General features: G+C 54.2%; 17 protein-coding genes. 4 read left to right on the top strand and 13 right to left on the bottom strand.

Going from position 1 to position 26,085, the window contains the following annotated elements; all coding sequences use genetic code 11:
- The first annotated feature begins 410 nt into the window (after positions 1-410).
- Positions 411-2,858, top strand: a complete 2,448-nt coding sequence (locus RC85_RS17675; protein WP_068265215.1) for an ATP-binding protein — start codon at positions 411-413, stop codon at positions 2,856-2,858.
- Between the two features lie 71 nt (positions 2,859-2,929).
- Entirely contained in the window at positions 2,930-4,660 is a 1,731-nt protein-coding gene (locus RC85_RS17670) for a DUF998 domain-containing protein (RefSeq protein WP_149752975.1), read from the top strand.
- A 128-nt stretch (positions 4,661-4,788) separates the two neighbouring features.
- Here RC85_RS17670 and RC85_RS17665 read toward each other — a convergent pair whose 3' ends face one another.
- The 13 genes from RC85_RS17665 to RC85_RS17600 form a co-directional block, all read right to left on the bottom strand.
- On the bottom strand, positions 4,789-4,983 hold the full coding sequence (locus tag RC85_RS17665) for a hypothetical protein (RefSeq protein ID WP_149752976.1): 195 nt from the start codon (positions 4,981-4,983) through the stop codon (positions 4,789-4,791).
- Positions 4,980-5,408, bottom strand: coding sequence for a DUF6932 family protein (locus RC85_RS17660; protein ID WP_068265210.1), 429 nt, complete (start codon positions 5,406-5,408; stop codon positions 4,980-4,982). Before RC85_RS17660 ends, RC85_RS17665 begins: the two co-directional genes overlap by 4 nt.
- Positions 5,409-5,486: 78 nt before the next feature.
- Positions 5,487-6,299 carry a rhomboid family protein gene (locus tag RC85_RS17655; protein ID WP_084422786.1) on the bottom strand — a complete coding sequence of 271 codons (813 nt, stop codon included), beginning with the start codon at positions 6,297-6,299 and terminating at the stop codon, positions 5,487-5,489.
- A 65-nt stretch (positions 6,300-6,364) separates the two neighbouring features.
- Entirely contained in the window at positions 6,365-7,270 is a 906-nt protein-coding gene (locus tag RC85_RS17650) for a dihydroorotate dehydrogenase (protein ID WP_068265209.1), read from the bottom strand.
- A gap of 91 nt (positions 7,271-7,361) precedes the next feature.
- Positions 7,362-7,997, bottom strand: a complete 636-nt coding sequence (locus tag RC85_RS17645) for a phosphopantothenoylcysteine decarboxylase domain-containing protein (RefSeq protein ID WP_235033425.1) — start codon at positions 7,995-7,997, stop codon at positions 7,362-7,364.
- Positions 7,998-8,004: 7 nt separating this feature from the next.
- The gene (locus RC85_RS17640; RefSeq protein WP_068265208.1) at positions 8,005-8,367 is read right to left on the bottom strand and encodes a tellurite resistance TerB family protein; all 363 of its coding nucleotides are present in this window, start codon (positions 8,365-8,367) and stop codon (positions 8,005-8,007) included.
- Between the two features lie 479 nt (positions 8,368-8,846).
- Positions 8,847-11,099 (bottom strand): glutamine amidotransferase, encoded by a 2,253-nt coding sequence (locus RC85_RS17635; RefSeq protein WP_068265205.1) that lies wholly within the window; start codon positions 11,097-11,099, stop codon positions 8,847-8,849.
- A complete protein-coding gene (locus tag RC85_RS17630) occupies positions 11,096-12,076 on the bottom strand; it encodes a universal stress protein (RefSeq protein ID WP_068265203.1) in 981 nt (326 codons plus the stop codon). The genes RC85_RS17635 and RC85_RS17630 overlap by 4 nt, the downstream gene beginning before the upstream one ends.
- A 13-nt stretch (positions 12,077-12,089) precedes the next feature.
- On the bottom strand, positions 12,090-13,466 hold the full coding sequence (locus tag RC85_RS17625) for an SLC13 family permease (protein ID WP_149753147.1): 1,377 nt from the start codon (positions 13,464-13,466) through the stop codon (positions 12,090-12,092).
- A 430-nt stretch (positions 13,467-13,896) separates the two neighbouring features.
- The gene (locus tag RC85_RS17620; RefSeq protein WP_068265200.1) at positions 13,897-19,329 is read right to left on the bottom strand and encodes a spondin domain-containing protein; all 5,433 of its coding nucleotides are present in this window, start codon (positions 19,327-19,329) and stop codon (positions 13,897-13,899) included.
- Between the two features lie 291 nt (positions 19,330-19,620).
- Positions 19,621-20,319 carry a PEP-CTERM sorting domain-containing protein gene (locus tag RC85_RS17615; protein ID WP_162273225.1) on the bottom strand — a complete coding sequence of 233 codons (699 nt, stop codon included), beginning with the start codon at positions 20,317-20,319 and terminating at the stop codon, positions 19,621-19,623.
- A gap of 654 nt (positions 20,320-20,973) precedes the next feature.
- Positions 20,974-21,783, bottom strand: coding sequence for an Fpg/Nei family DNA glycosylase (locus RC85_RS17605; RefSeq protein ID WP_068265195.1), 810 nt, complete (start codon positions 21,781-21,783; stop codon positions 20,974-20,976).
- Between the two features lie 12 nt (positions 21,784-21,795).
- Positions 21,796-22,554 carry a hypothetical protein gene (locus RC85_RS17600; RefSeq protein WP_068265193.1) on the bottom strand — a complete coding sequence of 253 codons (759 nt, stop codon included), beginning with the start codon at positions 22,552-22,554 and terminating at the stop codon, positions 21,796-21,798.
- 126 nt (positions 22,555-22,680) lie between these two features.
- Between RC85_RS17600 and rnhA the strand changes: the two genes are divergently transcribed.
- Positions 22,681-23,139 carry a ribonuclease HI gene (gene rnhA / locus RC85_RS17595; RefSeq protein WP_068265217.1) on the top strand — a complete coding sequence of 153 codons (459 nt, stop codon included), beginning with the start codon at positions 22,681-22,683 and terminating at the stop codon, positions 23,137-23,139.
- Positions 23,140-23,322: 183 nt separating this feature from the next.
- Positions 23,323-25,893, top strand: coding sequence for a DNA gyrase subunit B (locus RC85_RS17590; protein WP_068265191.1), 2,571 nt, complete (start codon positions 23,323-23,325; stop codon positions 25,891-25,893).
- Positions 25,894-26,085: the final 192 nt, after the last annotated feature.

Below are 26,085 nucleotides of genomic sequence, written 5' to 3'. Positions count from 1 at the left end.
AACAAGGTAGCCGTAGGGGAACCTGCGGCTGGATCACCTCCTTTCTAAGGATTCTTAGATATGATTGTTGTGGTGACACGACAATCGGATCCGTGAGAATGATCTCCTAACAACTCAACAGAATAGAGGGCTTCGGCCCAAACCATCACTACGTCGTCAGACGAAAACCCAATCAGGCCCGTCGCCAGCCTGATTGGGTTTTTTCGTGCGCGCAGCGTTGAATCGTTATGTCAAAATACCGAAGCGGGCAAAACGATGTGGTGGCAAAACGATGGTGCGTCCGAATATGACGACAGCGCACCATCGTTTTGCCCCCTCATCGTTTTGCCCAAATATCTTGCGGTCCCGCCACGCTTAAGAATCCTGTAAAACCATGGCATTACTCATCGATCTCTTATCAGATAACAATCATGACTGCGCCCTCACCCGAAGTCTTTGAAAAGCTTGCGTCCTTCTACCTTGGTCGTCACTACGACTTAAATGGTGGCAAGCTCAAAGATGACTTGTTGATGTACGACGCCAAAGACCTTTGCACTCATGCGATGTGCGTTGGAATGACGGGGTCGGGGAAAACGGGGTTGTGCCTTTCTTTGCTTGAAGAAGCGGCCATTGATGGAATCCCCGCAATTTGCGTTGACCCCAAAGGCGACCTTGGCAACTTGTTGCTTTCGTTCCCAGATATGCTGCCAGAGGATTTTAAGCCTTGGCTGGAACCTCGCGAAGCTAGTCGCAAAGGGAAAACGATCGACCAGCATGCGACCGATACCGCTGCGATGTGGAAAAAAGGGTTAGCGTCCTGGGGGCAGACTCCCGAACGAGTCAAGAAGTTCAAAGAGTCGGTGGACGTGGCGATCTACACGCCGGGCAGCAATAACGGCATCCCAATGACGGTGCTGAAAAGTTTTGATGCGCCGCCGCGAACGATTCTTGACGACTCCGATGCAATGCGCGAACGCGTTACCGGTGCGGCATCGGGCTTGTTGACATTGATGGGCATCGAAGCCGACCCGTTGTTGTCTCGCGAGCACATTCTTATCTCGTCGATCTTTGATCATTGCTGGCGTGAAGGTAAGAATGTCACGATTGGTGATTTGATTGGACTGATTCAATCGCCGCCTATCAAACGTGTTGGCGTCTTGGATCTCGATTCATTCATGTCATCCAAGGACCGTGGCAAGTTGGCCATGACGCTGAATAATTTGCTGGCCTCCCCCGCGTTTTCGACGTGGCTGGAAGGCGAACCGCTCAACATTCAAAATCTGCTTTACACCGCCGAGGGCAAACCGCGGCTAACGATTCTTTCGATCGCTCATTTGACTGATAGCGAACGAATGTTCTTCGTCACGATCTTGTTAAACGAATTGTTGGCTTGGGTCAGAACCCAATCGGGCACCAGTTCGCTGCGAGCGATGTTCTACATGGATGAAGTTGCCGGGTACTTTCCACCAGTATCCAATCCACCATCAAAACCACCGATGCTGACGTTGCTGAAACAAGCTCGCGCTTTCGGTTTGGGCATCACGCTGGCGACGCAAAACCCGGTCGATCTGGATTACAAAGGTCTTTCCAACATCGGAACCTGGTTTCTTGGTCGACTGCAAACTGAACGTGACAAGGCGCGAGTGTTGGAAGGCCTGGAGGGTGCCGCAGTTCAATCTGGCCAGCCGTTTGATAAATCTGAAATGGAGAGAATTTTAGCCGGGCTTGGTAGTCGCGTCTTCTTGCTCAACAACGTTCACGACGACGGCCCCAGTATTTTCCAAACTCGTTGGGCAATGTCATTCCTTGCCGGACCGCTCGCTCGCGATCAGATCAGCCAATTGATGGCCGATCGCAAGGCAGTGATGCAGTCGAAAGCCGAGGCCAGTGGCGAATCGTTGGAAAAAGAACCGGCGGCTCCTTCGCGTCCGATTGCCCCGGCCGGAATCGAGGAATGGTTTATGGCACCTAGCATGATGCCCGACGATTCAGCCAAGTTGGTTTACCGGCCAGGCATCTACGCCGAAGGGAGTCTGCACTTTGTTCGTGCCAGTGCAAACCTGGACAAATGGATTGACGCCAAATACATGATCGGTTGCGGACGCGGAGTTCCAGACGACCTTTGGGAATCCGGAAAACCGATTAGCCCCGATGTTGAATGGCTCGAAGAACCTGAAGCAAACTACATCTTCAGTGAATTGCCAACCGACCTTCTCAGTAAATCAAACTTTGCATCCTACGAAAAGCAATTTAAAGACTATTTGTATCGCCACCGATCGATGACTCTTTACAAAAGTGCGTTGCTAAAAGAGTTCGCACCGGGCGGAAGTAGCGAAGTCGAGGCGAGAAACTATTTTAAGCAAGCCGCTCGCGAACAACTGGACACCGAAACCGAAAAGCTTCGGTCAAAGTACGCCGACAAGATGGCGAAGCTCAATTCAAAACTTCAAACGGCACAGGATCGCGTCGATCGGGAAGCCGAGCAATATAAGCAAGCCAAGATGTCGTCGATAATCTCCTTTGGCGCGTCAATCTTGGGTGCGTTCATGGGCAACAAGGTCGCCAGCCGCACCAACGTGTCAAAAATGAGCACCGCGATGCGAGGTGCCGGCCGAGCCGCTCAGCAAAAAGGCGACGTCTCTCGCGCCGAAGATCAGCTCCAGCAAATCGCCATCGACATGCAAGACCTCGATGCCGAGTTAAATGAAGAGTTGGAAGAGCTCGGCGAGAAGTTCAACGTCGACAATTGGGAACTCGACACCACCGTCATCCCACCAAGAAAAAGCGACCTAAAAGTCGACGACCCATGGCTAATCTGGACACCTTGGCAGGTCGACAGCACCGGCATTGCGATGCCATTGTTTGAGCTGGATCAGTAAGCCCGTCTGTCACTTATCCCCAAACACTCTTGCTGTTCGTGAGATGCTTACTTTTTACATTCATGTTCGGGATGGTTTTAATTCCATCGTTGTCCTCGGCAGATCCGCTCGATGTCATTGAAGCTTCTTGGCAGAACTGTTTTGAGAGGGCGACCGTCGAAGGCGGCTATCACTACCAATGCCGAATGACTCAGCAGGTCGTTGCTGAGAATGCTGAGTTGGTAGCGGACACTCCCCTCACGTCGATACAGTACGACATCGAAGTGGCACGACTCGGCCAGGCTCATTCGATGCGCCTTGAATCTGATACGCGTCGCCATCCATGGATAGAAGTATTCGACGGAGATGCGAAGTATGTCTCTCAAAGTGACTCGGACTGGTCAGTGCAACCGCGAAGCTATTTGCTGACGAAAGGACGCGAAGCATCACAGATTCTGGCAGATCCGTTGGCGGATGTACTTGGCCTAAGCAACACGACGCTGCCCGCTTGGTCCCTCAGATCCGGGTTCACGCACGCTGTATTCAATCTTTCCGATGGTCTATCGAACCGCAGGTTTCGCGTTCTCGAAGAAGATGAAAACGAAGTTGATTTAGTTAGCCTCGACGGTGAAACGGTCACACTGAGCAAACAACATGGCCATGCGATCGCCCGACGCAGTTGGTCTGAGAATGCTTTAGAACCAATCGCTTTACGTCTCGAGAATCGAGATTGGAGCCAACTTGCAAATGGGACTTGGTATCCAAAGACTTCGGCGATCCTCTGCGAGCTTGAAGCGGATCGGTCCCTGCTCTACCGACTTGATTTTGCATTTTCGGCAGGCGATCGGCTCCGCAAAGCCGATTTCGCAATTCACGTGGAAGAACCTGGCGCCGAAATCACTTTCTTTGGTGGGACTTTCGCAGACGGAAGATCGGACATTCGACACCGGCTTCTCAACGAGGGAGAACGTATCGACTTAAATCAAGTGGCAACCCGACCCGGCAGCATTCGATGGAGTTCTCGGCAATGGCCGACTTTTACTTTCTTGGAGTCGTGGAATCTTACACCAATCTTTTGTTTGGCAATTCTTCTTGCAGGTCGATCAGGATGGTTGGCACGGATTCCTATCAGTCCCAGCACGCCAACGCTGCTAGGCTTGTCGGCTTTGCTCGGCATAACCCTTCTCGTATTGATCCACCTCGCCATGGAATTTTATGCGGGCGGAACAGCTTGGGACCGTTCAACATTGGGGTATTCCTGGTCCCAAAACTTCCTTAGTGATTTGGGACGCGAGTACTTGCCCGATCATCGTCCCAACCGCGTTGCCAGCCAAGTCTTTCAGCTTGCGATGACACTGGGCGGTGTCGGGCTTGCCTTCCATATGGCGTGTCTTCCTCGACTTTTTACCGTACGCATCGCTCGCTATTTTGCGCTGGCTGCATGTGTGTCCGGATTTATTGCGGCGTGGTTCTTCGTTCGCGTCGGATGGACTCCGATTGACTGGCACTACGAAGCGCATCAGCGGTTTGCCATGTCAGCGTTCATCTTGCTTGGCTTCACAGCAGGATGCTATGCCACCGCACTGTTACGTCAGAAGGACTATCCACGAAGGTTCGGTCGACTACTACTGCTGCTGTGCTTTCTGACGGCGATGCAGATCACGCTCCGAGTTCTCGATGATGGTCGAATTGTCCTTGGAACCGACTGGTTGCTTCGCCAAGTGTTGATGCAAAAACTACTTTTCTACTCAGCCGCTCTAACAATGCTGTATCAAATCCGCGGAGCAATCTTGTGGTTGAATCGACACAGACCCGCTAACTGAGAAAACAGGCAGTCGAAATACGTGATTTCAGAAGTGTGGCCAGCGTTGGCTCTCGCGGAAAAGGGCACGAACGGCTCGGCACGCAACATTCGAATCAGTTCACTTCTCAATCCCAGAGTCCTATCTGACTAAGTTGCTCGAGCCTCGGCGCTGCCCTCGAACACTGCCAGTTCTTCATTGATTCGGGCAATCAACTTGCGGATACCTGCTTTGGTAAAACCTTTTTCACCAATGGGGTAGTCACGCTGCAATGCATCGAGGCGATCCTGCAATGAACGCAATTCGGCGATTGCCTTTTCGTATTCCACAGCATTTTCTATCACAGTAAAATCTCCACGATCCCTTTACGACGTTCATCAAACTCTCGAGTCCGAATAAAGAAGTTTACCCAGTCGTCCCAGTCACGTCCATCTTCAGCGGCAAAAAGCTCTTCTGGACGGCGTGTGACTAGCATGGAATCCAGTTCGATCGCGTCAATATTACCTCGCTGAAGTTGAGTAGCGAAATCGGAAGGAATCCAAATGACGGCATCCACGTCGACAGGATTTCGCTTCGCGGTAACAAAGCTTCCATCGACAAGGAATCGCTTCGCGTTCACGCAACGAGCGAGCACCAGCCAACGACGCAACCGAAGAGTTAATCGTTGTCTTTGGCGAGTTGCGGTTCCAAAGCGAAATGAAACCTCCGCTTCGGTCGCGGGGTGTAATCCGATTGGAAGGTAGCCGTCATCACGAAATTCTGGAATCATTGTTCAATCGTTTTCATCCCCATCAAAAACCAATGCCCTACCTCGCTCCGCTCGCTACGGCCTACAAAAAATAGCCATTCAGACCTGATGTTCGTGATCGCGCAAATGCGTTTCGCAGTAGGCTTTTTCGCCGTCGCATTTGCTGCAGTAACGGAAGTCCTCGAATGGGTCGTCGTTGCTGTTCTTTCCGCATACGGCGCAGGTATGTCGGGCGAGGTGCGTGGGGCGTTTTTCCTGCATCTGCATTCCAGTGAATTTTGCTCGATGCTTGATTCGTTTGACTTGCTGAAGCAGATCGCCGCCGAAGAAAATCAGAAAGTTCCCGATCGCGGCAGTGGCCATCAGCGATGCTGAATTGATTCCCGTCGATAAGGTCAGCAGGTAAAAGAGCCCTTGCAACAACGCTAGCCATTTCACCTTCACGGGGATCACGAACATGATCAGGAATTCATAGTTCGGATTGATGACTGCGAAGGCCAAAAACAAACTGGCTTGAAAGAACAGTCCCGTCACAAATTGATCTGGAACAATTAATCCAGCGACCGCGGTTAGGATCGCACCAAGGTAGAAATAAACGTTGTAGCGAATGATTCCCCAGTACTGCTCCATCGACTTTCCGATCATCATAAAGATCAGGAAGTAGAAGATCACCAAAATGCCGATCGGCGGTGGATAGAACAGGAACGTGATCAGTCGCCACACTTCGCCTTCGAACACTTTGGTCCAAACCAGCGCCGTCTGCTGAGACAGTCCTGGTTGCATGAATGAGGCCAACATCATTCCGACTTGGCCGAACACCAGCACTTCGGTCAGGTTGGGGATCGCGATCGGTCGAACGATTCGGTCAAGTTTGTCCAGAAGTTTCATGTCACCAATGTAGGCCGTATCCAAGGGAGTGAAATAAGGTAACGGCTTTTGTTGCCGCGGGTGCCGTAACTCGCTCCACTCGCTACGGCCTACTTTGACAGTGTTCCGACGCAATCGGAAACCGCGCTGCATCCAATTTCTGCAATCGCCGCAGGTAACTGGTCGATCAAACGCGTTGAGACGGTTGGGTCATAGTAATTTGCCGTTCCAATTTGGACCGCCGAAGCTCCCGTTACCAAGAACTCCATCACATCATCGATGTTAGCAATCCCGCCGATTCCAATGATCGGAATGTTAACCGCAGTGGCGGCCTGATGCACACAACGCAGGGCGATTGGTTTAATGGCTGGTCCCGATAATCCACCCATTCCATTACCAAGAATTGGTTTTCGCTTACGCCAATCCACCGCAATTCCCAGCACGGTGTTGATCAAGCAAACCGCATCGGCACCCCCATCAGCGGCACCTTTGGCGACGTCAGCAATTTTGGTCACGTTCGGTGTTAACTTCGCCAGGATCGGGACGTCGGTTGCCGCTCTCGCAGCAGCCACGACGCTTCGGCATGACTCCGCATTAGTGCCAAAGTCGATCCCACCGCTAACGTTGGGGCACGAAAGGTTCAATTCGATTGCTGATACGCCTGGTTGCGAACCGACGCGTGCGGCAAGCGACACAAAGTCATCTTCGGTTCGTCCGGCAACACTGACGACGACCGCGGTACCGATCTTGGCCAAGTAGGGCAGGTGGTTTTCTAGAAACGCATCAACACCGTCGTTGTCTAACCCGATCGCGTTCAACAATCCGCCGGAGGTTTCCACGGTTCGCCAAGGCGCATTGCCGATTCGCGGTTCCGCCGTAATCGTTTTAGGAAGCACGGCACCCAAGCGAGGAACATCGACAATTTCCTGCATCTCGCGAGCGTAGCCGAACGTGCCTGACGCGACCATGATCGGATTGGCCAGTTTCAAGCGGCCCAGCGTTACTTCAAGGTTCAAGACGGCTTCTCGTAGTTTTAAGTTTTAGCCGTAGCGGAAGTCGCCAAGACTTTCGGCGTCACCATAAGGCCGAAAATCTTGGCGAGTTCCGCTACGTTTTGCGGATTAGTAACGCATCAAATTGCGACAGTAGCCGGTTAGCAACATGCGATTTGTTGCCAGAAATAGATTCAATGACTCTGCCACCCGGGCCAAGTAATTCAACAGAGTTGTCATCCGAATCAATCGCAGTGGGACCATTGCTGACGATCAGATCACAATGCTTCTTTTGCAGTTTAACCGTTGCACGAAAACGTTGATCTTCGGTTTCCAATGCGAAACCAACCACCCATTGTCCAGGCTTCTTGATTTGTCCCAGCATCGCAACAACGTCGGGAGTTTCGATAAGTTCAATCGAAATGGGATCGCCGGTTTTTGAAATCTTTTCAGTCGCAACACGTTTTGGCATGTAATCACAGGGTGCCGCCGCCCCGATCGCACCCTCGCAATCGGCGAATGTTGCGGTAGCTGCGTCCAGCATTTCGTCGGTTGTTAGAATCGGAATGACCTGGGCCGCCGATGGATAGTCGATCGCGACTGGACCGCTGATGATCACCACCTCATGTCCAAGGTCGATCGCCGCTTCGGCAAGCGCCGCGCCCATTCGGCCGCTCGATGCGTTGGTCAAATACCGGACCGGGTCGAGGTATTGCCGCGTCGGTCCAGAGGTAATCAAGATTCGGGACACGGATCGATTACTCTCGAAGTGCCGAGTCGATCAGTTTTTCGATCTCGGGAGTATCGATTGACATCTTGGCCGCCGCGAGAGCAAAAAGACGTTTCTCGCCTTCGTCCAGGACGCCATCCGCCGCCATCATGCGAATCAAATCGAGCATCAATTCGATCTGCTCGTCACGAACGGTTGGGAGTTCAAGTGCCGCGTCATCACCCAGCCCGAATTCGACCGCCTTTTGCAAGTCATATTCGTCTAAGCCAAGTTCGGCACAGCGATCCGCAACCAGATTGACCTCGCGTTCGCCAAGCGAGCCGTCGGCAAGTGCCATGACGACCAAATTGCGAAGATGTAAACGGCGTTTTGCGAGTTCTTTATCGTTCATGCCCGTAGTTTAACCGACGCAATTGGCCGGTGGGAACCGGCCCTACGATGTATGTGCCCCTAAACAACTTCCGGCTTTTCCCGTAGCTGGGCCCGCCAGGGTTCAGTCCATCAGGAGCTGCATCCAACACCGCGAAGGGTTAAACGGTTTGAGCTTTGAGCTGTACACGACTGAACCCTGGCGGGCCCAGCTACGAGAGATTTCGCCAAGTACGCAGCTTGTTTCAGGACAGTTCCTACGACGCTGTATTCCATGTCAGCTTGGTTTTCAGGCGCAAAACAAAAGCTGCGGAGCGGCGACGCATGCCAGGACGTAGGCCGGCAACGAGCCGCTTCGGCGCTGTTCCGGCATGCAGTGTTGGCAGACAGTTCCGGCATGCAGTGTTGACGCGGATTGCCGGAACTTCGTCGAAGACTCCTTGTTCCGGCCTACGTAACGCTACGCGAACATTTAGCTGACACGAACGACTCGCCCTAAGCTCAAGCTAAGTTCCATCGCCGACGTAGGAACCATTCTGTCGAGAGGCAGCCGGCGAATAGTAGGAACATTGGCCACCCGGTTCGCGGTCCATCGCCGAGGCGGTTCTTTTCGACGATCGGCGTTTCCGCTTTTTTTCGTCGTTGGGATATTATCTCCAAAAGCTCGTTCATTTCTTCGGGTCGGAAAGACCTTCCACCCTGGTCGGCGGTTTGACTGGCTAGTTGTTGTAAAAAGACCGGATCCGCGATCGGTCGGAGCAATTCGATGCTTTGGTCGATGACTTGGAAAGCAATTTCCGCTGGTTCAACTTTTGAGTTGCTCGGCTGTCCAGCGACATCTGCAGGGGACACTTCCAACCGATGCATTCCCGGTTCCAGTTTGGGAATTTGTCCGCGGATCGAAACTGCCGAATCGTCCGATTGCGATACGGTGGTGTTGATTCGAGTCCTGACACCTTTTTGATCGATCGCATGGGCGACCAACGGTAATCGACTTGCCGAATTGAGGCTGGCTCGGAATTCTGGCATCTCATCAGCGGTAAATCGACGAGCATCCATTTCCAAGATGATCTTTTCGTCGCCGGATTCTTCTCGGGACAAAAGCCAGAGCATTAATTGTCGCCAAAATCGACGATGGACTTCGCTTTGACCGGCTCGCCACCACCGGTAGGTTGAATCAAACGCCAAGGCCGCGACTCGACCACGACCGTAGCTTCCCACAACCAACATTGGCTGCTGGGTTTCGGATTGCAACAGAACCTCAATCCCCGGTGCAACCTTTGGTCCTGCGAACTGGTTCGCGCCCAGTTGTGGCGGCAAGTCTTTCCAAATCTGTTCCGGTCGATCGCCGCCCAAGTCGGTGATGGGATGATTCCGCGTGAGATTCAGAGCAAACGGTTCAGCGATCTGGTTGTTTCGGTCGTCAGTATTAAGATCAACGGGCAAGACTTCGGCCAGGATCGAACGGGCATAACCGCCACGACCGAAAGTGTCTCCACCGCCGATCATCACCAAGCCCGCGCCGTCGTTGACCGCGTCTGCCAACTGTTTTAACTGGTCTCGCCCTAGTGCTGCGGAATCAAGATCACCAATGATGAAGACGTCGAACTTCCCTGATTCAAACACACCCGACAAATCGACCGGCCAAGATTTTTGCGTGTCTTCGGGGATCCAGCGAGCGACGAGATCGAGGTCGGGAAAACGTCGCAGAGAGCGGCGAATGAAGCTGTATTCCTGACGCAGGGCACCTTCGATGTACAGCACCCGTCCGCCACCCTCGCGAACATCGACGAATGAGATTTGTTGATTGTTGGTGAGGATCGTTTCACCGTCCTGCGTTTCTGCCTCCACGACCAACCGGTAAGTGCCCGGATCAGGAGCGGCAACGACTATTTTCATCGCAACCGTGTCGCGGGATTGCCTGCTGTTGGCTTGGCGAATTGCAAATTCTTCTGATTTTCCATTCTCGTCGATCAATGACAAGCGAACCGGAACATCGGTCCCCGCAAATCCTCGGGTGATGACTTGGAAATTGATTTCGACTTGGTTCCCGGCGAACCATTGATAGCTGTCGGGCAAGGATGCAATCGCCACATCACGGTCTTCGCCAGCACCCGCCGCCGGCCCGATCGGCACGGTCCAAAGTGGGACACCAAGCGAATCCAGCGTGCGTGCAACTTGCGATGCACCGCCTCCGCTGACAGGTGTGGTTTGGGTGCCGTCGCCGTACATGACAACACCGGCGATCGGCTGTCCCTGGGCTGCCGCAATCGTCGCCAACATCGCCGCATTCAAGTCGGTTGACTCGCCAACCGGTTGCAACTGATCGATTGCGTCTTCTCCGCCGCCGGGTGCAAGTGAAACGGGTGATGCATCATCAGCGTAAGCGATGACTTCGACAGAGAGCGAATCGTCAAGAATGTTCAATCCCTTCAGCAACGTTGCAACGGATTTTTGCTGAGTATCAAACCGTGGATTCCCGCTTCCATCCGATAGCGTCATGCTCTTTGACGAATCCAGTGCAACGACAACGGCGGCATCAGCGGCGCGATTGTCGGTGCGGATGATTGCGGGACGTAGCATCGCCAGCATCAACACGGCGGCGGCAATCAATCTTAGCCCCACCAACCAACGTCGTCGTTTGCGATCAGGCGTTGGCGGAGTGACCCAAAGCGTGATCGCGATTGTGATCACCACCAATACGACCGCCAATGAAAGCGATCCGTAAATCGGTTCCAGTGCAAACCCGCTCACTGATCAATTCGCACGTGTCCGGGAACGATCAATACGGGATGCGGACTGCGGCGAATTCGATCCTGCACAAAACCTTGCGTGAATCGGTCATCGACTTCAATCGGCATCACTAGCAACTGCTTTGTTGCGTTGCCCAGCGCGTTTGGCGGTGCGGCTTCACTGGCTTGGGGTTGCAGAGAGTAGCTTAGGCTAAGTGCAGTTGCCGTTTTCGCCATCGCTCCGTGCAACAAATGGTGAGTCTTGGTTAACGCATCTGCGAATTTTTGCTCGTCGATCGTTTCTTCTGGATGAAGCGCTTTCAAGATGGATCGCAAGTTCTGGTATTGTTCTTTTTCGACCACCAAATTCAACGTGATCGAACCGGCTGGTTCAATCAGCCCAAACGCCCAAGCGGCAGCACGATTTTGCACTTCACACTCGTTGCTGATAATGAAACGCAGCGACTTCAAGCACTCGCCGACAAGCTGGTCCGCACGACGAATGACCAGCATCGGCTTGGGGCATTTCGATAACAAAACATCGATCACGGTTCCGGCACTATCGGTACCAATCTTCTCGAACGACCGACCAAAGGGACAGGGAACGATCAACAAATCAACATCATGCTCCTTCACCGCCGACAGAATCGCGTCGTAAGAATCACCGACAGCTCGCAAGATCGGCCGGCTTCCAGTGACCTGGCCGGCGCGAGCGATCGCTAGATCTTCTCGCAAATGAGCAAGTTCATCGCCGCCATCTTCGCTTTGTGGTTGATCGCGAGCATCCAGGATTAACGATTCGACATTGAATCGTTCACGCAGTGTCGCCGCCGCTGCAATCGACGTCTCATCCTGCTCGGTGCCATCCAAGACGACCAAAACTCGTGCCGGTTTAATGGGCGTGAGCGCGGACGACGGTCCGACGTTTGATTTCTCAAACATCCGCATCGATGCATCGACTTCGCGATCCAGTTCGCCTGATTCTGATTCAGTGCTCATATGATTTTCATGCTCATAGCGACGGTATCCAGCCTTGGTTGTAGGACAGCATGACGTACACGATCGCGCCGGCGACTTGCACCAGCATGATGCTGCCGCCTAATTTTAGGAAGGTTCCCCAGCCAACGTGAACACCAGCTTCTCTTTTCAGAGCATAAATTGCGATCACGCAAGAAATTGATCCGATCGGCGTGCCGTTACCGCCCAGGTTGCAGCAAATGATCAGCGTCCACCAAAGCGGTTCCGCCGGAACACCGCCGTCGGAAATGTCTTTGACGATGGGGATCAGCGTCGCGGCGACGGGAATGTTGTCAACGATCGAGCTGGCGACGGCCGAAAAACCGCCCAGCAACGGAATCAACAGTCGCAGGTCGTTGCCCGATAGCTCCACCACTTGCTGAGCCACAACGCCAAGTGCTCCGGTTTGCTTGACGCAGCCAATGATGACGAACAGGCCCATGAAGAACATGATCACCGTCCAATTCACTTTGCCGATCGCGTCTTCGACGCCTTTGCCCGCAAACAACAACGCAGCCGTCGCGCCGACCATCGCGACAAAATCCATGCCGACGCCAAGCTGTTGTGCAAACACGAAACCGACGACTGTCGCCATCAAGATCAGCCCGCTTCGATAAAGCACTTTGCGATCTTCCACCATCGCCCATGGATCAAACGATTCGATTTGACTCTTCAGCGCCGCCTTTTCTTCATCGGACTGTTTCCAGGGAAGCTCGTTTCTAAAAAAGAATCGCAAGAAAGCGACCGCGATCACCAAGCTGATCATCGCGTAGGGCAGCGAGACTTGGATGAAGTGCATGTAGGGAATTTCGGCTGCCGTGCCGATCATGATGTTGGGCAACCCGCTGGCGAAAGTTGCGATCGCACCACTGTTGGCACAAATCGCGACGCTCAACAACAACGGCATCGGCTTGTAGTTGAGCGATCGGCAGATCACCAGAACAAGCGAGCTGAGGATCAACATCGCAGGAACGATGGTCAGCACAGCCACGAAGACAAAGGTGACGACGCAAAGAGTCAGAAACAATGTTTGAGCTTGGCCGCCGGTTAAGCGGACGATCCACATACTGATGAAGTGGAACAGTCCACTCTTGCCGACGACGTCCACCAAAATTCCGGTACCAATGATGACGCCGAAGATGTTCAAGTCCTCTTTCAAGAACTCATAGATTTTTGGGTATTCATAGACACCCAGCCAAAGGCTTAAGGCCACCAGCACGACCGCGCCGCAGAGAGCGGCGACCGTTTTGTGAAAGCGTTCGACTGCAACCCCGACGTAAGTCGCCATCATGATCGCAGCGAACAACAGCATGATGCCGGTCGAAGCCGGTTCGATGGGCGTTTCTTCGATGGCGGAGGCGAGCAGGTGCATCATGCGAAGCGGCCTTAACAAGAACGTTGAATCATCAAGCTGCAAGGATAGCGAATGATTACGAAATGGAATACCAGTTCGTATGTCCCTGGATTGTCCCCCGATTTCATCAATGACGTTTTGACCTTTTATCAGCCCTGGAAGGCAACGCCGTGAAGAGTTTTGGCCCCGGAAAACACGTGTTCGTTCGTTTAGCCGCGTGGGCATCGCCCCGCGCGTCCACGCTGAACGAAACGCGCGGGGCGATGCCCACGCGGTTAAACGATTTGGAAATGCTTCACAGAGCGCCCGAGGCCCGGCCGCTTACGCGCCCGAGGCTCACTTTAGTCGGCAGGCTATCGCGTTCGGGTTGGGATTTGGGGGGAATTGAATCTCATGAAGTTATTTCGGGACAATTCCTAAACCAACCCGGCTATGCCGCGTGTCGCATCTAGGTTGATAACAGGCTGTTCAAAGCGTCGGCATCGCCAAAGATGTCGTCAAGTGCTTCGACTCGATCGGAATCGTCGTCCACCGTTTCTTCAGCATCGTAAACGACAACCGAGGTTGGCTCGTCGTTTTCGGTTTCGGTAAACGAGGCTAACGCTTCGGGCTGCTCGACTGGGATCGATACCGATTCGTCTTCGGTTTCAATATCGCTTTGCACGCTAGGTGTCACGACATTGAATTGAACCTGAACCGCTTCACCTTCCGCTGAAACAAATTCGTCAGCACGGCGGCTGAGCGTGTTGATGACCAACAACGCGTCCAGGGCTGACACTTGACCATCACCGCTGACGTCAAGGAATCGTCGTTCGCCATTCGCAGTCACCGCGATGGGAGCTTCTGCCTCGGCACCGTTGGCACTGGCAACGCTTAACTGGTTGATGACTTGCAATGCGTCCAGAGCCGACGTTTCGCCGTTGCCGTTAACATCAGTTGCCTCTTGCGGGTTGCGAAGCGTTCCCTGTCCAAGCCTCAACACTTCTTGCCCCGCCGACGATCCAACTCGAAAGATCCGCGTCTCAGTCGAAGCATCAAAGAACAGCAAGTAAGATTCACCAGCCACCAAGTCCGCCGTCTCGACGCCTTCAACGGACGAAGATATTGGATTGAATTGACTATCCAGAACACTGAACCCACGATTCTGGGCACTGGCCGATGCAACTGGAATGATGCTAACGGTCGTATCAACCGTTGCTACAAACGGAACCGCTGTGGGGGCATCGGGGCTAGGCGGTGCAACCAGCGGGCCAGTGACCGAACCGACTGCAAACAATTCAAGCCCGTCCAGATTGACGAACGCGTCAATGATGTCGTTGCCGTTTCCGCCATCGAGCGTGTCGCCTCCTCCGCCACCGGCCAAGTTGTCGTCACCATTGCCGCCGCGAATGATGTCATCGCCGGCTTCGCCACGCAGGAAGTCATTGCCGCCATCGCCTTCTATCAGGTCGTTGCCGTCACCGCCGGCGATTCGGTCATCGCCGGGACCACCGCTAAGAGCATCGTCGCCGCCGCGGCCTTCGATGAGGTCGTTGCCTGGGCCACCGTCAATCACATTGACCCCGGCGTTGCCGATCAGGACATCGTCATTGTCGCTTCCGATCAGACTTTCGATCCCGGCAAAAGTTTCGCTCACCGGACCATACGAAGCGGTGCCCGAACCGTCATCGTTGATCTGTGCAGTCACAGGCAAGCCAATTCCGGTAAAGGAATTAACGTCGATTCCATCGCCGCCATCGATCGTGTCGGTTCCGCCGCCACCGGCTAGCAAGTCATTGCCATCGCCGCCTCTCAATACGTTGGCTGCTGCTCCCGTCGCAATTAAGACATCGTCGTTGTCGCTGCCGGTTAGGTTTTCAATGCCAGTGAACGATTCATTGACGCTTCCGTAAGCGGCCGTACCGGTTCCATCCGCATTGACGATCGCGTTAACACCAAGCCCGATGCCCTCGAACGAATTGGTGTCGTTTCCTGAACCACCAATGATTGTGTCACTACCGCCGCCACCAGCCAGAAGATCATCACCTTGGCCGCCCGACAAAGTATCGTTTCCTGATCCACCGCGAAGGATGTCGTTGCCGTCAACTTCGATGGTTTCAACAAATACGTTGCCGTCGCCTGTGTCGTTGGCTGCGTCCAGTGCGACACCGTTGATGTCACCGCCTGCGTCTTGAACGATATCAACAATCACGGGACCATTCACGCTGGCCGGTGCGTTGTGCAAGTGAATCGAGCTGACACCTGCAACCGGCAACAGATCGGCAGTTGTCAAACCAACGATTTCAAGTGTTGACGAATAGGTCGCGGAATCGCCATCGAGAACAATCGTCACGGTGCCGTGGCCCAACGCGTCGGACGTTGACGAATTGCCAGGCTCTTGCAAACTGTTCAGCGAAGCAGAAAGGGTCAACGTCCGCACGCCATCAACGACTTCATCGGAATCCAAAATCAACTGGCCGCGAATTTCACCGCTGGGGAAATTGCTAGTGTGAACGTTGAAGTACAAGTTGTTCAGCGCCGCCTGATCGACTAGCTCGGTTGCCGTTTGATCCGTCGTCAGTGATGCGAGCGGCGCGTCAGTGACGCTAAGCGAGAAACCTGATTCGCTTGAACCGTTGACCTCAATGCTCAAGATGTTGGCGTCTGGGGCAGTGAAGTCGCTGTTGGGTCGTGCTGACAACACATTGCCAACCGGACCACCGAAGCGTTCAGAACCTTGGAATCCTTCGTGTTGACGAATGACACCACCTTCGGTCACGCCCGTGTTCGGTGAACTTTGCGCCAATGCTGCGGTGTTCTCAGGCACTTCGTCGTTCGCTTCTGTTCCCGCGTCTAAAACATCGTCACCGGTAATGATGAACGCGTCATCGCCAACTCGCTCGATCAGTTCTCCGTCGTTGAATAGGTCCAATGCCAGCGGGTCATCATTGGCAACGAACGCGTCATTGCTGGGGATCACCATCGACGCCCAACTGAGATACTGCGTTAGCGGATCGCTTGGATCAGCAAAGAAAGTCACCGTGCGAGATTCGCCGGGTGCCAGCGGTCCGCCCGCGGTCGCCAAGGCTTGGCCCACACCGCCGCTGGCAAGTGCCGCCGCGATGCGTGGTCCGGTCGTTCCGTCTTCGGCTAATCGTTCCAAGCTGGTTGACGATGCACTGCCGACATCAAAGAAGTCATAGACACCGTCTTGAGTTGCCAAGAACACAGGCGTCAGCAAGCTGCCATTTTCAGTTTGCAGGTTTGTGACCGTTACCGAAATTTGTCCACCACCGACAAGCGAATCATCACCCGCACCACCGCTTAGATCGTCCGCGCCGAAACCGCCGGTCAGGCGATCGTTACCATCGCCGCCTGAAAGTGTGTCATCACCTGAACCGCCAAACAGAACATCATCGCCGGCACCACCGATAATGGTGTCGTCGCCTCGGCCACCGTCGATCACGTTGGCCAGTGCATTGCCGGTCAATGTGTCGTCATTGGCACTGCCGGCAAGGTTCTCGATCCCCGCGAAGGTTTCATTGACGCCGCCGTAGGAAGCAGTCCCAGTGCCGTCATCGTTGATCGTCGCCGTGACGCCCAATCCGATACCTGCGAACGAATTCGTATCGTTGCCATCACCGCCGTCGATCGTGTCGGTTCCGCCGCCACCAGCCAAAACGTCATCTCCATCACCACCAAGCAGAATGTTCGACGCCGCACCGGTTGCCACCAGCACGTCGTCGTTGTCTGAACCGGTTAGGTTTTGGATTCCTGTGAAGGTTTCGTTGACTCCGCCGTAGGAAGCTGTTCCGGTTCCGTCTGCATTGACCGTCGCGTTAACACCAAGGCCGATGCCTGCGAACGAATTGGTGTCGTTGCCGGTTCCACCGCTTAGCGAATCGGTGCCACCGCCGCCGGCTAGCACGTCATCGCCCGCACCGCCCAACAACGTGTCGTTACCGGCTCCGCCAAACAATTGATCGTTTCCGATGCCGCCCGATAGCGTGTCGTCGCCTGCACCGCCGATCAGGATATCGTCACCATCAACCGCGATTGTTTCCACAAAAACGTTGCCATCGCCGGTGTCGTTGGCTGCGTCCGTTGCGACGCCATTGATGTCTCCACCGGCGTCTTGGACGATGTCCACGATTACGGGGCCGTTCGTTCCAGCAGGTGCATTGTGCAAGTGGATCGAGCTAACGCCTGCGACGGGCAATAGGTCCGCAACTGTCAAACCGACGATGCTTAAGTTCGTCGAGTAAGTCGCGACACTGCCGTCCAACACGATCGTCACGGTTGCTTCGCCGATCGCTGGCGAGTCCGATGAATCGTTGGGTTCTTGCGAACTGTCCAGTGAAGCGGTCAAGGTCAATGTCCGCACGCCACCGACGACTTCATCGGAATCTAAAATTAGTTGTCCTCGAATCGCGCCGCCGGGGAAATCGGTGGTGTGAACGTTGAAGTACAGATTACCCAGCGCTACTTCGTCGACCAACGCTTCCGGTGTTTGATCGGTCGTTAACGATGCGAGCGGTTGATCGGTCACGCTGAGCGAAAAACCGGCTTCCACCGACGCATCGACTTCGATGCTAAGGATCTCTGCACCGGGCAGCGTGAAGTCACCATTGGGACGGGCGGTCAACACATTACCGACGGGATCACCAAAACGATCGGAACCCTGGAAACCTTCATGCTGGCGAATCACGCCGCCTTCGGTTTCGCCGGTGTCGGGAGCCGCCTGAGCAAGTGCGGCTGTGTTCTCGGGAACCTCATCATTGACTTCGGTACCAGCGTCGTAAACATCGTCGCCGGTAACGATGTGCGCGTCGTCGCCAACTCGTTCAATCAAGTTGCCGTCTTCGTCAAACAGGTCCAGTTCTAACGGATCGTCATTGCCGATAAATGCATCGTTGCTGGGGATCACCATGCTGGCGTAACTGAGATAACGCGTTAACGGATCACTGGGGTCCGCGAACAGCGTGACAGTTCGTGTTTCGCCCGGTGCCAGTGGGCCGCCGGAGGTCGCGACTGCTTCGGCGACACCGCCGCTGTTTAGTGCTGCCTGAATTCGATCGGCGGTGATGCCGTCTTCGGCTAGGCGTTCCAAGCTTGGTGACGCCGTTCCACCGACGTCAAAGAAATCGTACACCCCGTCTTGGGTTGCCAGGAACACGGGTGTCAGCAAACTGCCGTCTTCTTGTTGCAGGTTCGTCACGGTGACTTCGATCTGACCGCCACCGATCAACGAATCATTGCCTTCGCCACCTTCAAGTCGGTCAGCGCCAAACCCACCGATCAACTGGTCATCGCCCAGACCACCGATCAACGTGTCGTCGCCGATGCCTCCGATCAGGATGTCGTTGCCATCGCCACCGGTCAGAATATCGTTGCCCGCACCACCATCGATCAAAACCGATTCGGTCACGCCAACCGCTGATAGCACATCGTCGCCGTTGCCGCCGATTAAGCGAATGGTTGGCGCAGTTGCTGAACTCGCAAATGCGACGCTGGATTGAAGCGAGATTTGATCATCGCCTTCGCCGGTCTCGATGACGATGTTTTCCAGACTCACGCCAACGGTTTCCAGATCGACTGTTAGGATTTGGCCGGACGCATCGAGTGAGAACCCTTCGGTTCCGAGCGTGCCGTCGCCGAGTTCAATTTGCTCTTCGCCTGAGACTTCAATCTGCACGAGGCCCGCGGTCGGGGTGGAAACCTGTACCGTATCAGCGCCTTCGGACGCCTCGAATCGCAAGGTCGCACCGTCAAAAATCGCGGCCGCTAATAACGCACGGGCTTCCAGTGTTTCGACGCGTGGAGTGAAGCCAGTGCTTCGGCGTCCGGCACGGTCTAGTTTGCGGCGGCGTGAGCGGAGGTTGTTTTTGTTTTTTGAAATCATGATGCAATTCGAGATCCGAAGCGTCTTAAGCAACGTTCAGCAGGAGAGGGAGGAAACTGGCCGACATAAACGATTCAATCGTTCCCAGTTCCTTCTCGATGTGCATTAAGTCAGACGGCCCGCCAATTGACGTGCATCACTGGTTAAGAAGTCCTTTGCCGGTGTCCAACAACCGGTCCAACGGCTGCTTTTGAGAAGGTTCTAGCGATTCACGTTTCCGCGAAGAACAAAAAAAATGCCGGACGGTTAAGTCCAGCATTTCTAGGTCCTAGCGAAAGTCGTGTCAGACGACTACTTGCGTCGCCGGCGGGTCACGACTGCGCCTGTCAACGCAGCGATCAAAGCAAACGAGCCGGGCTCAGGAATCGCAGCGGTCACGATTTCTGCACGTCGGATTTCGATGTTCAGGCGGTCTGTGCCACCGAAGGGGCTTTGGATCTGCCATTGGCGCAATCCAAAGTTGGCAACTCCGTCTCCGATGTCAGCAAATCCAAAAGAGGTTTGGCTGAAACCGGTCACATCGATCGGAACAGACAGCTCTGAGTAGCCGCTGCCGTCGCTCAAGGCGATTGCAGAGGAGTTGCTGGCGGTAATCTGGAAATCTTGAGCGCTGTCAGCGTCATCAATGTCGCTGAGCAGGATATTGAAACCGGTAGCGGCATTGTTACCCAAGACTCGGTATTCCATGCGGAAAAAAGTGCCCGGGTCAGTGTGATCAAAGTCGGCAATCGGTCCCACGTCACGCCCAAGGCCGCCGAAGAGACCGTTACTCATTGTGGTGTCATTTGCGATATCGATGAGTAGGGAACTACCAGTGTCAGTGACCTGCCCACTGAAGTCGTCAAATGCAAAGCCTGCTGGTCCCGGGTCGGGGTTAAAAAAGTCGTCGCCTGCCACGCCGTCGTACAGAACGACTCCGGCATCGGCGGTGGAGACTGATTGTGCGACCGCAAGCAGCAGCGCGATCGCGGTCAAAGTTAATTTCTTCATCATGGGGTCCTGTCGCGAGTTAGTGAAATCAAAAATACAAATGAACCGACGAGCGATTCGCGATCATCAACTCTGCGTTCGTGCTGTTGCAATTTACGGCCTCGAGCACGCAAAAACGCTTTGGCAGCTCATTCGCTCGTGTGGCCCAAACGGTCACCCAACAAGCTCCTTTCGCATGCGAAACACGATTTCCCACAACTGCCAAACTCCCGGAAGGCACCAAGTCCTTCGCTTGCCACATTTAACGGGATAATTACATCCGCAGAATTTGATTAGTGCGAGTCTAGCTAATTGAGGGGCGGATGCAAGCGTTTGCAAGGTTATTCACCGTGCTAACAGGTATTTTGCAAAATCACTGTTTTTTAAGGCCTGTAAATGCAAGCGATTGCACGACGCTTCGTTTCGTCGTGTTCCATAAGCAGCTAGTCCCTGGCTGTTTGTCAATTTAATCAGCTGTTTTGGCGAAAGCGGCTTGCTGATTTCGCAGCGAACTCAAACTTATAGTCGCCTTTTGCTCTGAAAAGTCGTCACTCGGTGCCTCATCTTTCCCGGAGCGAAAAGAGACGATGACGAGATCAACCGCGCGATAGCCAGGTTTCGGTACCACAGACTAGGGCTACCGCCCAAGCGGATCACATTGGATGCGAAGCCGATTCAATCGTTAAGCCGCTGGCAACTTGGGCACACGTACAGCTTCCTTGCTGCGACCTCGATCGTTTCGATCTTCGCGTTGCAACGCGGGCATCGTTGTTTTCCGTAGACGCGAAAACGATCTTTTCCTTCGATTTTTGCGACCGGCATGCCAGCTTCCTTTGCGGTCACCGAAACAATTTTGCCGTACTTCAAACCGACCTTCATCATCTTGGTTAGCGAACTCCACAACGCATCGAACGATTCTTTGCTCAACTGGTTGCCGGCAATCTCTGGATTCAGTTCTGTCTCGAACAGCACTTCGGCGCGAAAGATGTTGCCGACGCCAGCAACGATTGACTGATCCAATAGCAATGCGCCGATCGGTTTGTTGCTTTTGGAAAACGATGCCCAAACTTGCTTCTTTTTTGCGGCGTTCGTTCCACTGGAAGCCAACGGGTCAGGACCAAGTTTGGATTCGATTTGTGAACGTCCATCACAGTCGATCACACGACACGTCGTTGGCCCGGTCAGATCAACTGTCTGGCCATCACCCCTGATTCGCATGCGAACTTGTCCGACCGGTGCAGGCGGCGGCGACGGTAGTTCGCGATACTTGCCGTAACGTCCCAGGTGAACGTTGATCATGTGCCCTGATTCGAACACGTAGAACAAGTGTTTGCCGACCGCTTCGACTCGTTCCAAGACTTTCCCGTTGACTTTTCTTGCATCGGTTGTGAATCGACCCTGCGGGCTGGTGACCTTCAATTTTTGGCCGGCGAACTTCTCGGAGTGCTCGCGAGCGATGAAGTGTGTCTTGTGTCCTTCGGGCATCGAAATCCGATCTCATTTGTTTCGGGCGGGCGTTTGTTTGTCGTCCTGCTGTTTTGCCTGTTGCTTCGCGTTTGCCATGAAGGTTTGCAGGTTCTGTTTGAGTTGCCTTTGCAGCGGGCCGCGAGTGATTGCGATCGCGCTGCGATAATTTGCACGCGCCATGCGGACGTTGCCGCTTGATTCGGCTTGGCGAATCCGTTGCAGAAAGGTTTGCAAGCGGCGATCTTGTAACTGTTGCTGAGATTGTCGCAGCTTGGCAAGTTGCCGCACGTTCTGAACGGATTCTGAATTGTCGGGCTGAGGAAAGTCAGAGACGACAGGAATGATGCCAATGACAAACGGGCGAATCGTGCCCGATTGGATGCTGCCGGGGAAACCATCCATCGTCGTCACGCCCGCGGACGTGGAAGTGCTGGTCCGCGCCGATCCTTGCGAGAAGTTGAACCCCAGGCCACCCGATACACGACCGCGATTGAAACGGCCTCGACCGGACAACCCGCCACCGTTTGCGACACCGGCACCGCCAAAGGGAGTCAGCAATGGACCTTGCCCCGCAAACCCCTGCCTTGCAACACCGGCACCGCCAAAATTGAAAAACCAGTTATCACCTTGCAGAAACCCGCCCACGGAATTGGATTCAAAATAGCTTGATCCAAATTGGTTGTTGGTGACATCTTGGTAGATCATTTGTGCGACAGCGGATTGCCGATCGAACCTACCAGTAACGACAACGATGGTCGCAACGATCGAAAGTACGAATGCACGTGACATGGTTTTCTTTTCCCCCCTCGTTCGCGGATTAGTCCCGTTGGTTTATTGTATCGCACGAAGAAGGATCAGAAGGATCATGCCAACGAGCAATCACCGAACACGCCCGAACCAGCGAGCACCTTTCCTGTGAAAAAAGTCAGCCTTTATACCGACGGTGCCTGTAGCGGTAATCCTGGGCCAGGCGGATGGGCGTTTATTCTTCGCTGCGAAAAAACGGGGAAAGAACTGGAACGAAGTGACGGGCAGCCCGAAGCGACCAACAATCAGATGGAGTTGATGGCGGTGATTCGCGGCCTGCAATCGCTGAGCGAACCGTGCGAGGTCACGCTGTACGCCGACAGTGTTTATGTCTTGCAAGGGATGAAGACATGGATGGCCGGTTGGAAGAAACGCGGTTGGAAACGCAAGGACCGTTCAAAACTGGTGCCAGTGAAGAACGTCGAACTGTGGAAAGAGCTCGATGCCGCGATGCAAGTCCACAACATCCATTTCGAGCACGTCAAGGGGCACGCTGGCCACGTCGAAAATGAACGCTGCGATGTTTTGGCGGTCGATGCGTACCAGCGATATCTGCCAAAGCGTTGAGGGGCGGTCTACGCTGAAAAAAGGTATTGAAAACTCAGCGAATTCCGCGCATCGCGAAGCCGGTGCCAGCACGTTTGCCGAGCTGGATGACGGATCGCAGCCGAGGGGGAAATACGTTAGAATTTGGGGCTTCGCACAGCGACGTGTGATTCCCTATTCCTATGGTCTTTTTGCGAATCCTTCATGAGTGACGCTCCCGCGGCCCAGCCAGCAGATGACAGCAGTGGTAATGTCCCCCTTTCCGCCATTCCAGCCGCATCGGCGGAATACACCGACAAGGATCTGCAGCGACTTTCCGACCTGGAACACGTCCGGGCTCGCCCCAGTATGTACATTGGGGACACGTCCACCCGCGGACTGCACCACCTGGTTTACGAAGTCGTCGATAACTCGATCGACGAAGCGATGGCCAAGTTCGCCAATACGGTCACGGTCACCGTCCACACCGACGGATCAGTCACCTGCGAAGACGACGGACGGGGAATTCCGGTCACCCAGCACGACCAACTGACCGAAGAACTCGGCCGCGAAGTCACCACGCTGGAGGGCGTGATGACAATGCTGAAATTCGGCGGCAAGTTCAAAAAAGGTGCCTACCAAACGTCCGGCGGTTTGCACGGCGTCGGCGTCACGGTCGTCAACTTCCTAAGCCAATGGGCCAGCGTCGAAGTCAGCCGCGATGGTTTCACCTGGACTCAAGAATACGAGCGCGGTGTTCCCACCGGCCCGGTCCAGAAAGGTCGAGCCACCAAAAAATCGGGCACGAAAACGACGTTCAAAGCCGACGGCCAGATTTTTGATACGCTCAAATACAATTACGACACGCTGTACAAACGCCTTCAAGAATTGGCGTTCTTGAACTCCGGCGTTCACATCAAGTTCCTGGACGAACGCAACGGCGAATCGGGCGACTTTAAATACGATCGCGGGATCGTTGAATTTGTCGAACACCTCAACCGGGCTTCCGACGTTCTGCATTCTGATGTGATTGCGATTCAAGGCGAAAAAGATGGCGTCCAATACGACATCGCGCTGCAGTACAGCACCGAGTACACCGAGAATGTCCAGTCGTATGTCAACAACATTCACACGACCGAAGGCGGAACCCACGTTTCGGGTTTCCGATCAGCTCTAACTCGTACATTGAACAATTACGGCAAGAAAGAAGGCCTGTTCAAGAACACGACTCCGTCGGGCGACGATTTTCGCGAAGGCATCACAGCGGTGCTAAGCGTGCGTGTTCCTGAACCAAAGTTTGAAGGGCAAACCAAGACCAAACTTGGCAACAGTGAAGTTGATGGCATCGTCAGCGGTGGCGTTGGCGAGCACCTTGCCAAGTACATGGAAGAAAATCCAAAGGTCGCGGTTTCGCTGGTACGCAAAGGTTTGTTGGCGGCCGAAGCACGCGAAGCGGCTCGCAAGGCAAAGGATCTGCTGCGGCAACGTAAGAGTGCTCTGTCGGGCGGCGGTTTGCCCGGCAAGCTGCGTGATTGCATCAGCAAGAATCGTGACGAGTGCGAACTGTACCTGGTCGAAGGTGATTCGGCCGGTGGTTCGGCCGAAGGCGGGCGGATGCGAGACTTCCAGGCGATCTTGCCGCTGCGAGGTAAGATCATCAATGCGTATAAATCTCGCGAAGCCAAGGTGCTGGAAAACACCGAAGTTCAGTCGATGATCCAAGCGATCGGAACTGGAATCGGGATGGACCAAGACCTGACAAAGCGTCGTTATGACAAGATCGTCATCATGACTGACGCGGACGTTGACGGAAGTCACATCCGTACGTTGTTGCTGTGCTTCTTTTACCGCCAAATGTACGAATTGGTTGCCCGCGGTCACGTCTACGTCGCCCAACCGCCGCTGTACCGAGTCCAGCAGGGCAAGAACCGGTACTACATTATGTCTGACGCCGAAATGAAGGCTCAGTTGCTTGATCGCGGTTTGAAAGACACGGTGTTTGAGGCCGAAGACGGTCGTCGTGTCGAAGGCGAAAAGATGCGAGCGTTATGCACGACGCTGGCAACGATGGAAGAGGCTTTCAACGCTTTGGAACAACGCGGCATCAGCTTGCGAATTCATGCAGAACGTTTCGATCCCGTCGCTGAAAAGTTGCCGCCATTGTTGGTGACACATGGCAACATCGAACAGTGGTTCCTGAAACAAGAAGACGTTGAAACTTTCCTGAACGATAACGGTTTGATTCTTGAAATTGAGGAAGAGGAAGAAGAGTCGCCAAGCGGCGATGAGGCCAGCGCTGAAGGTGCCACCGCGGCAACGGATGCACCCGCAAAACCGGCCGAGCCGGTGGAGCCACCGGCCAACTTGGCGCACCTGACCGAGTTGCATGAAGTTCGCACCATCAACAGTGGATTGAAGGACATGCAAACGCTCGGTTTCTCGATCGACGATTTGACGCCGATCGAGCGAACCGGTTCAACCACCGCACGATTCGAATTAGTCCGCGGCGAAGACATTCGACGTCCGCTGGAAGACCTGCGTGAATTGCTGCCCGAAGTTCGTGCTGCGGGTGAAAAAGGTTTGCAAGTCACACGCTTTAAAGGTCTTGGTGAAATGAACGCCGAAGAATTGCGTGAAACGACACTGGACCCGGCCAACCGAACCCTGTTACGCGTCAACCTAACCGACGCTGGTGCCGCCGATGAAATGTTCCGTTTGCTGATGGGCGACAAAGTCGAACCTCGCCGCGAATTCATCGAAACGCACGCGTTGGACGTCCGCAACCTGGACGTTTAACTGGATTAGCTACGCATTAAAGTGGCCTTTAAGAACGTACGACTTTTTATAGTCGCGTTTGGCTCGGGACGTCGCATCAGTTACTGCGTCTTAGGCCCGGAGGGCCGGCAGCTCCCTGCCGGGTGCGCGAGCACCCGGATGGCTGCCCCACATCAATTTCTCTGGCTCGGTTTCGCGGCGTAGCCGCGAAAC

Origin of the sequence: Rubripirellula obstinata, assembly GCF_001642955.1 — a bacterium.
GTDB lineage: Bacteria > Planctomycetota > Planctomycetia > Pirellulales > Pirellulaceae > Rubripirellula > Rubripirellula obstinata.
This window is presented reverse-complemented; position numbering and strand designations above follow the sequence as displayed.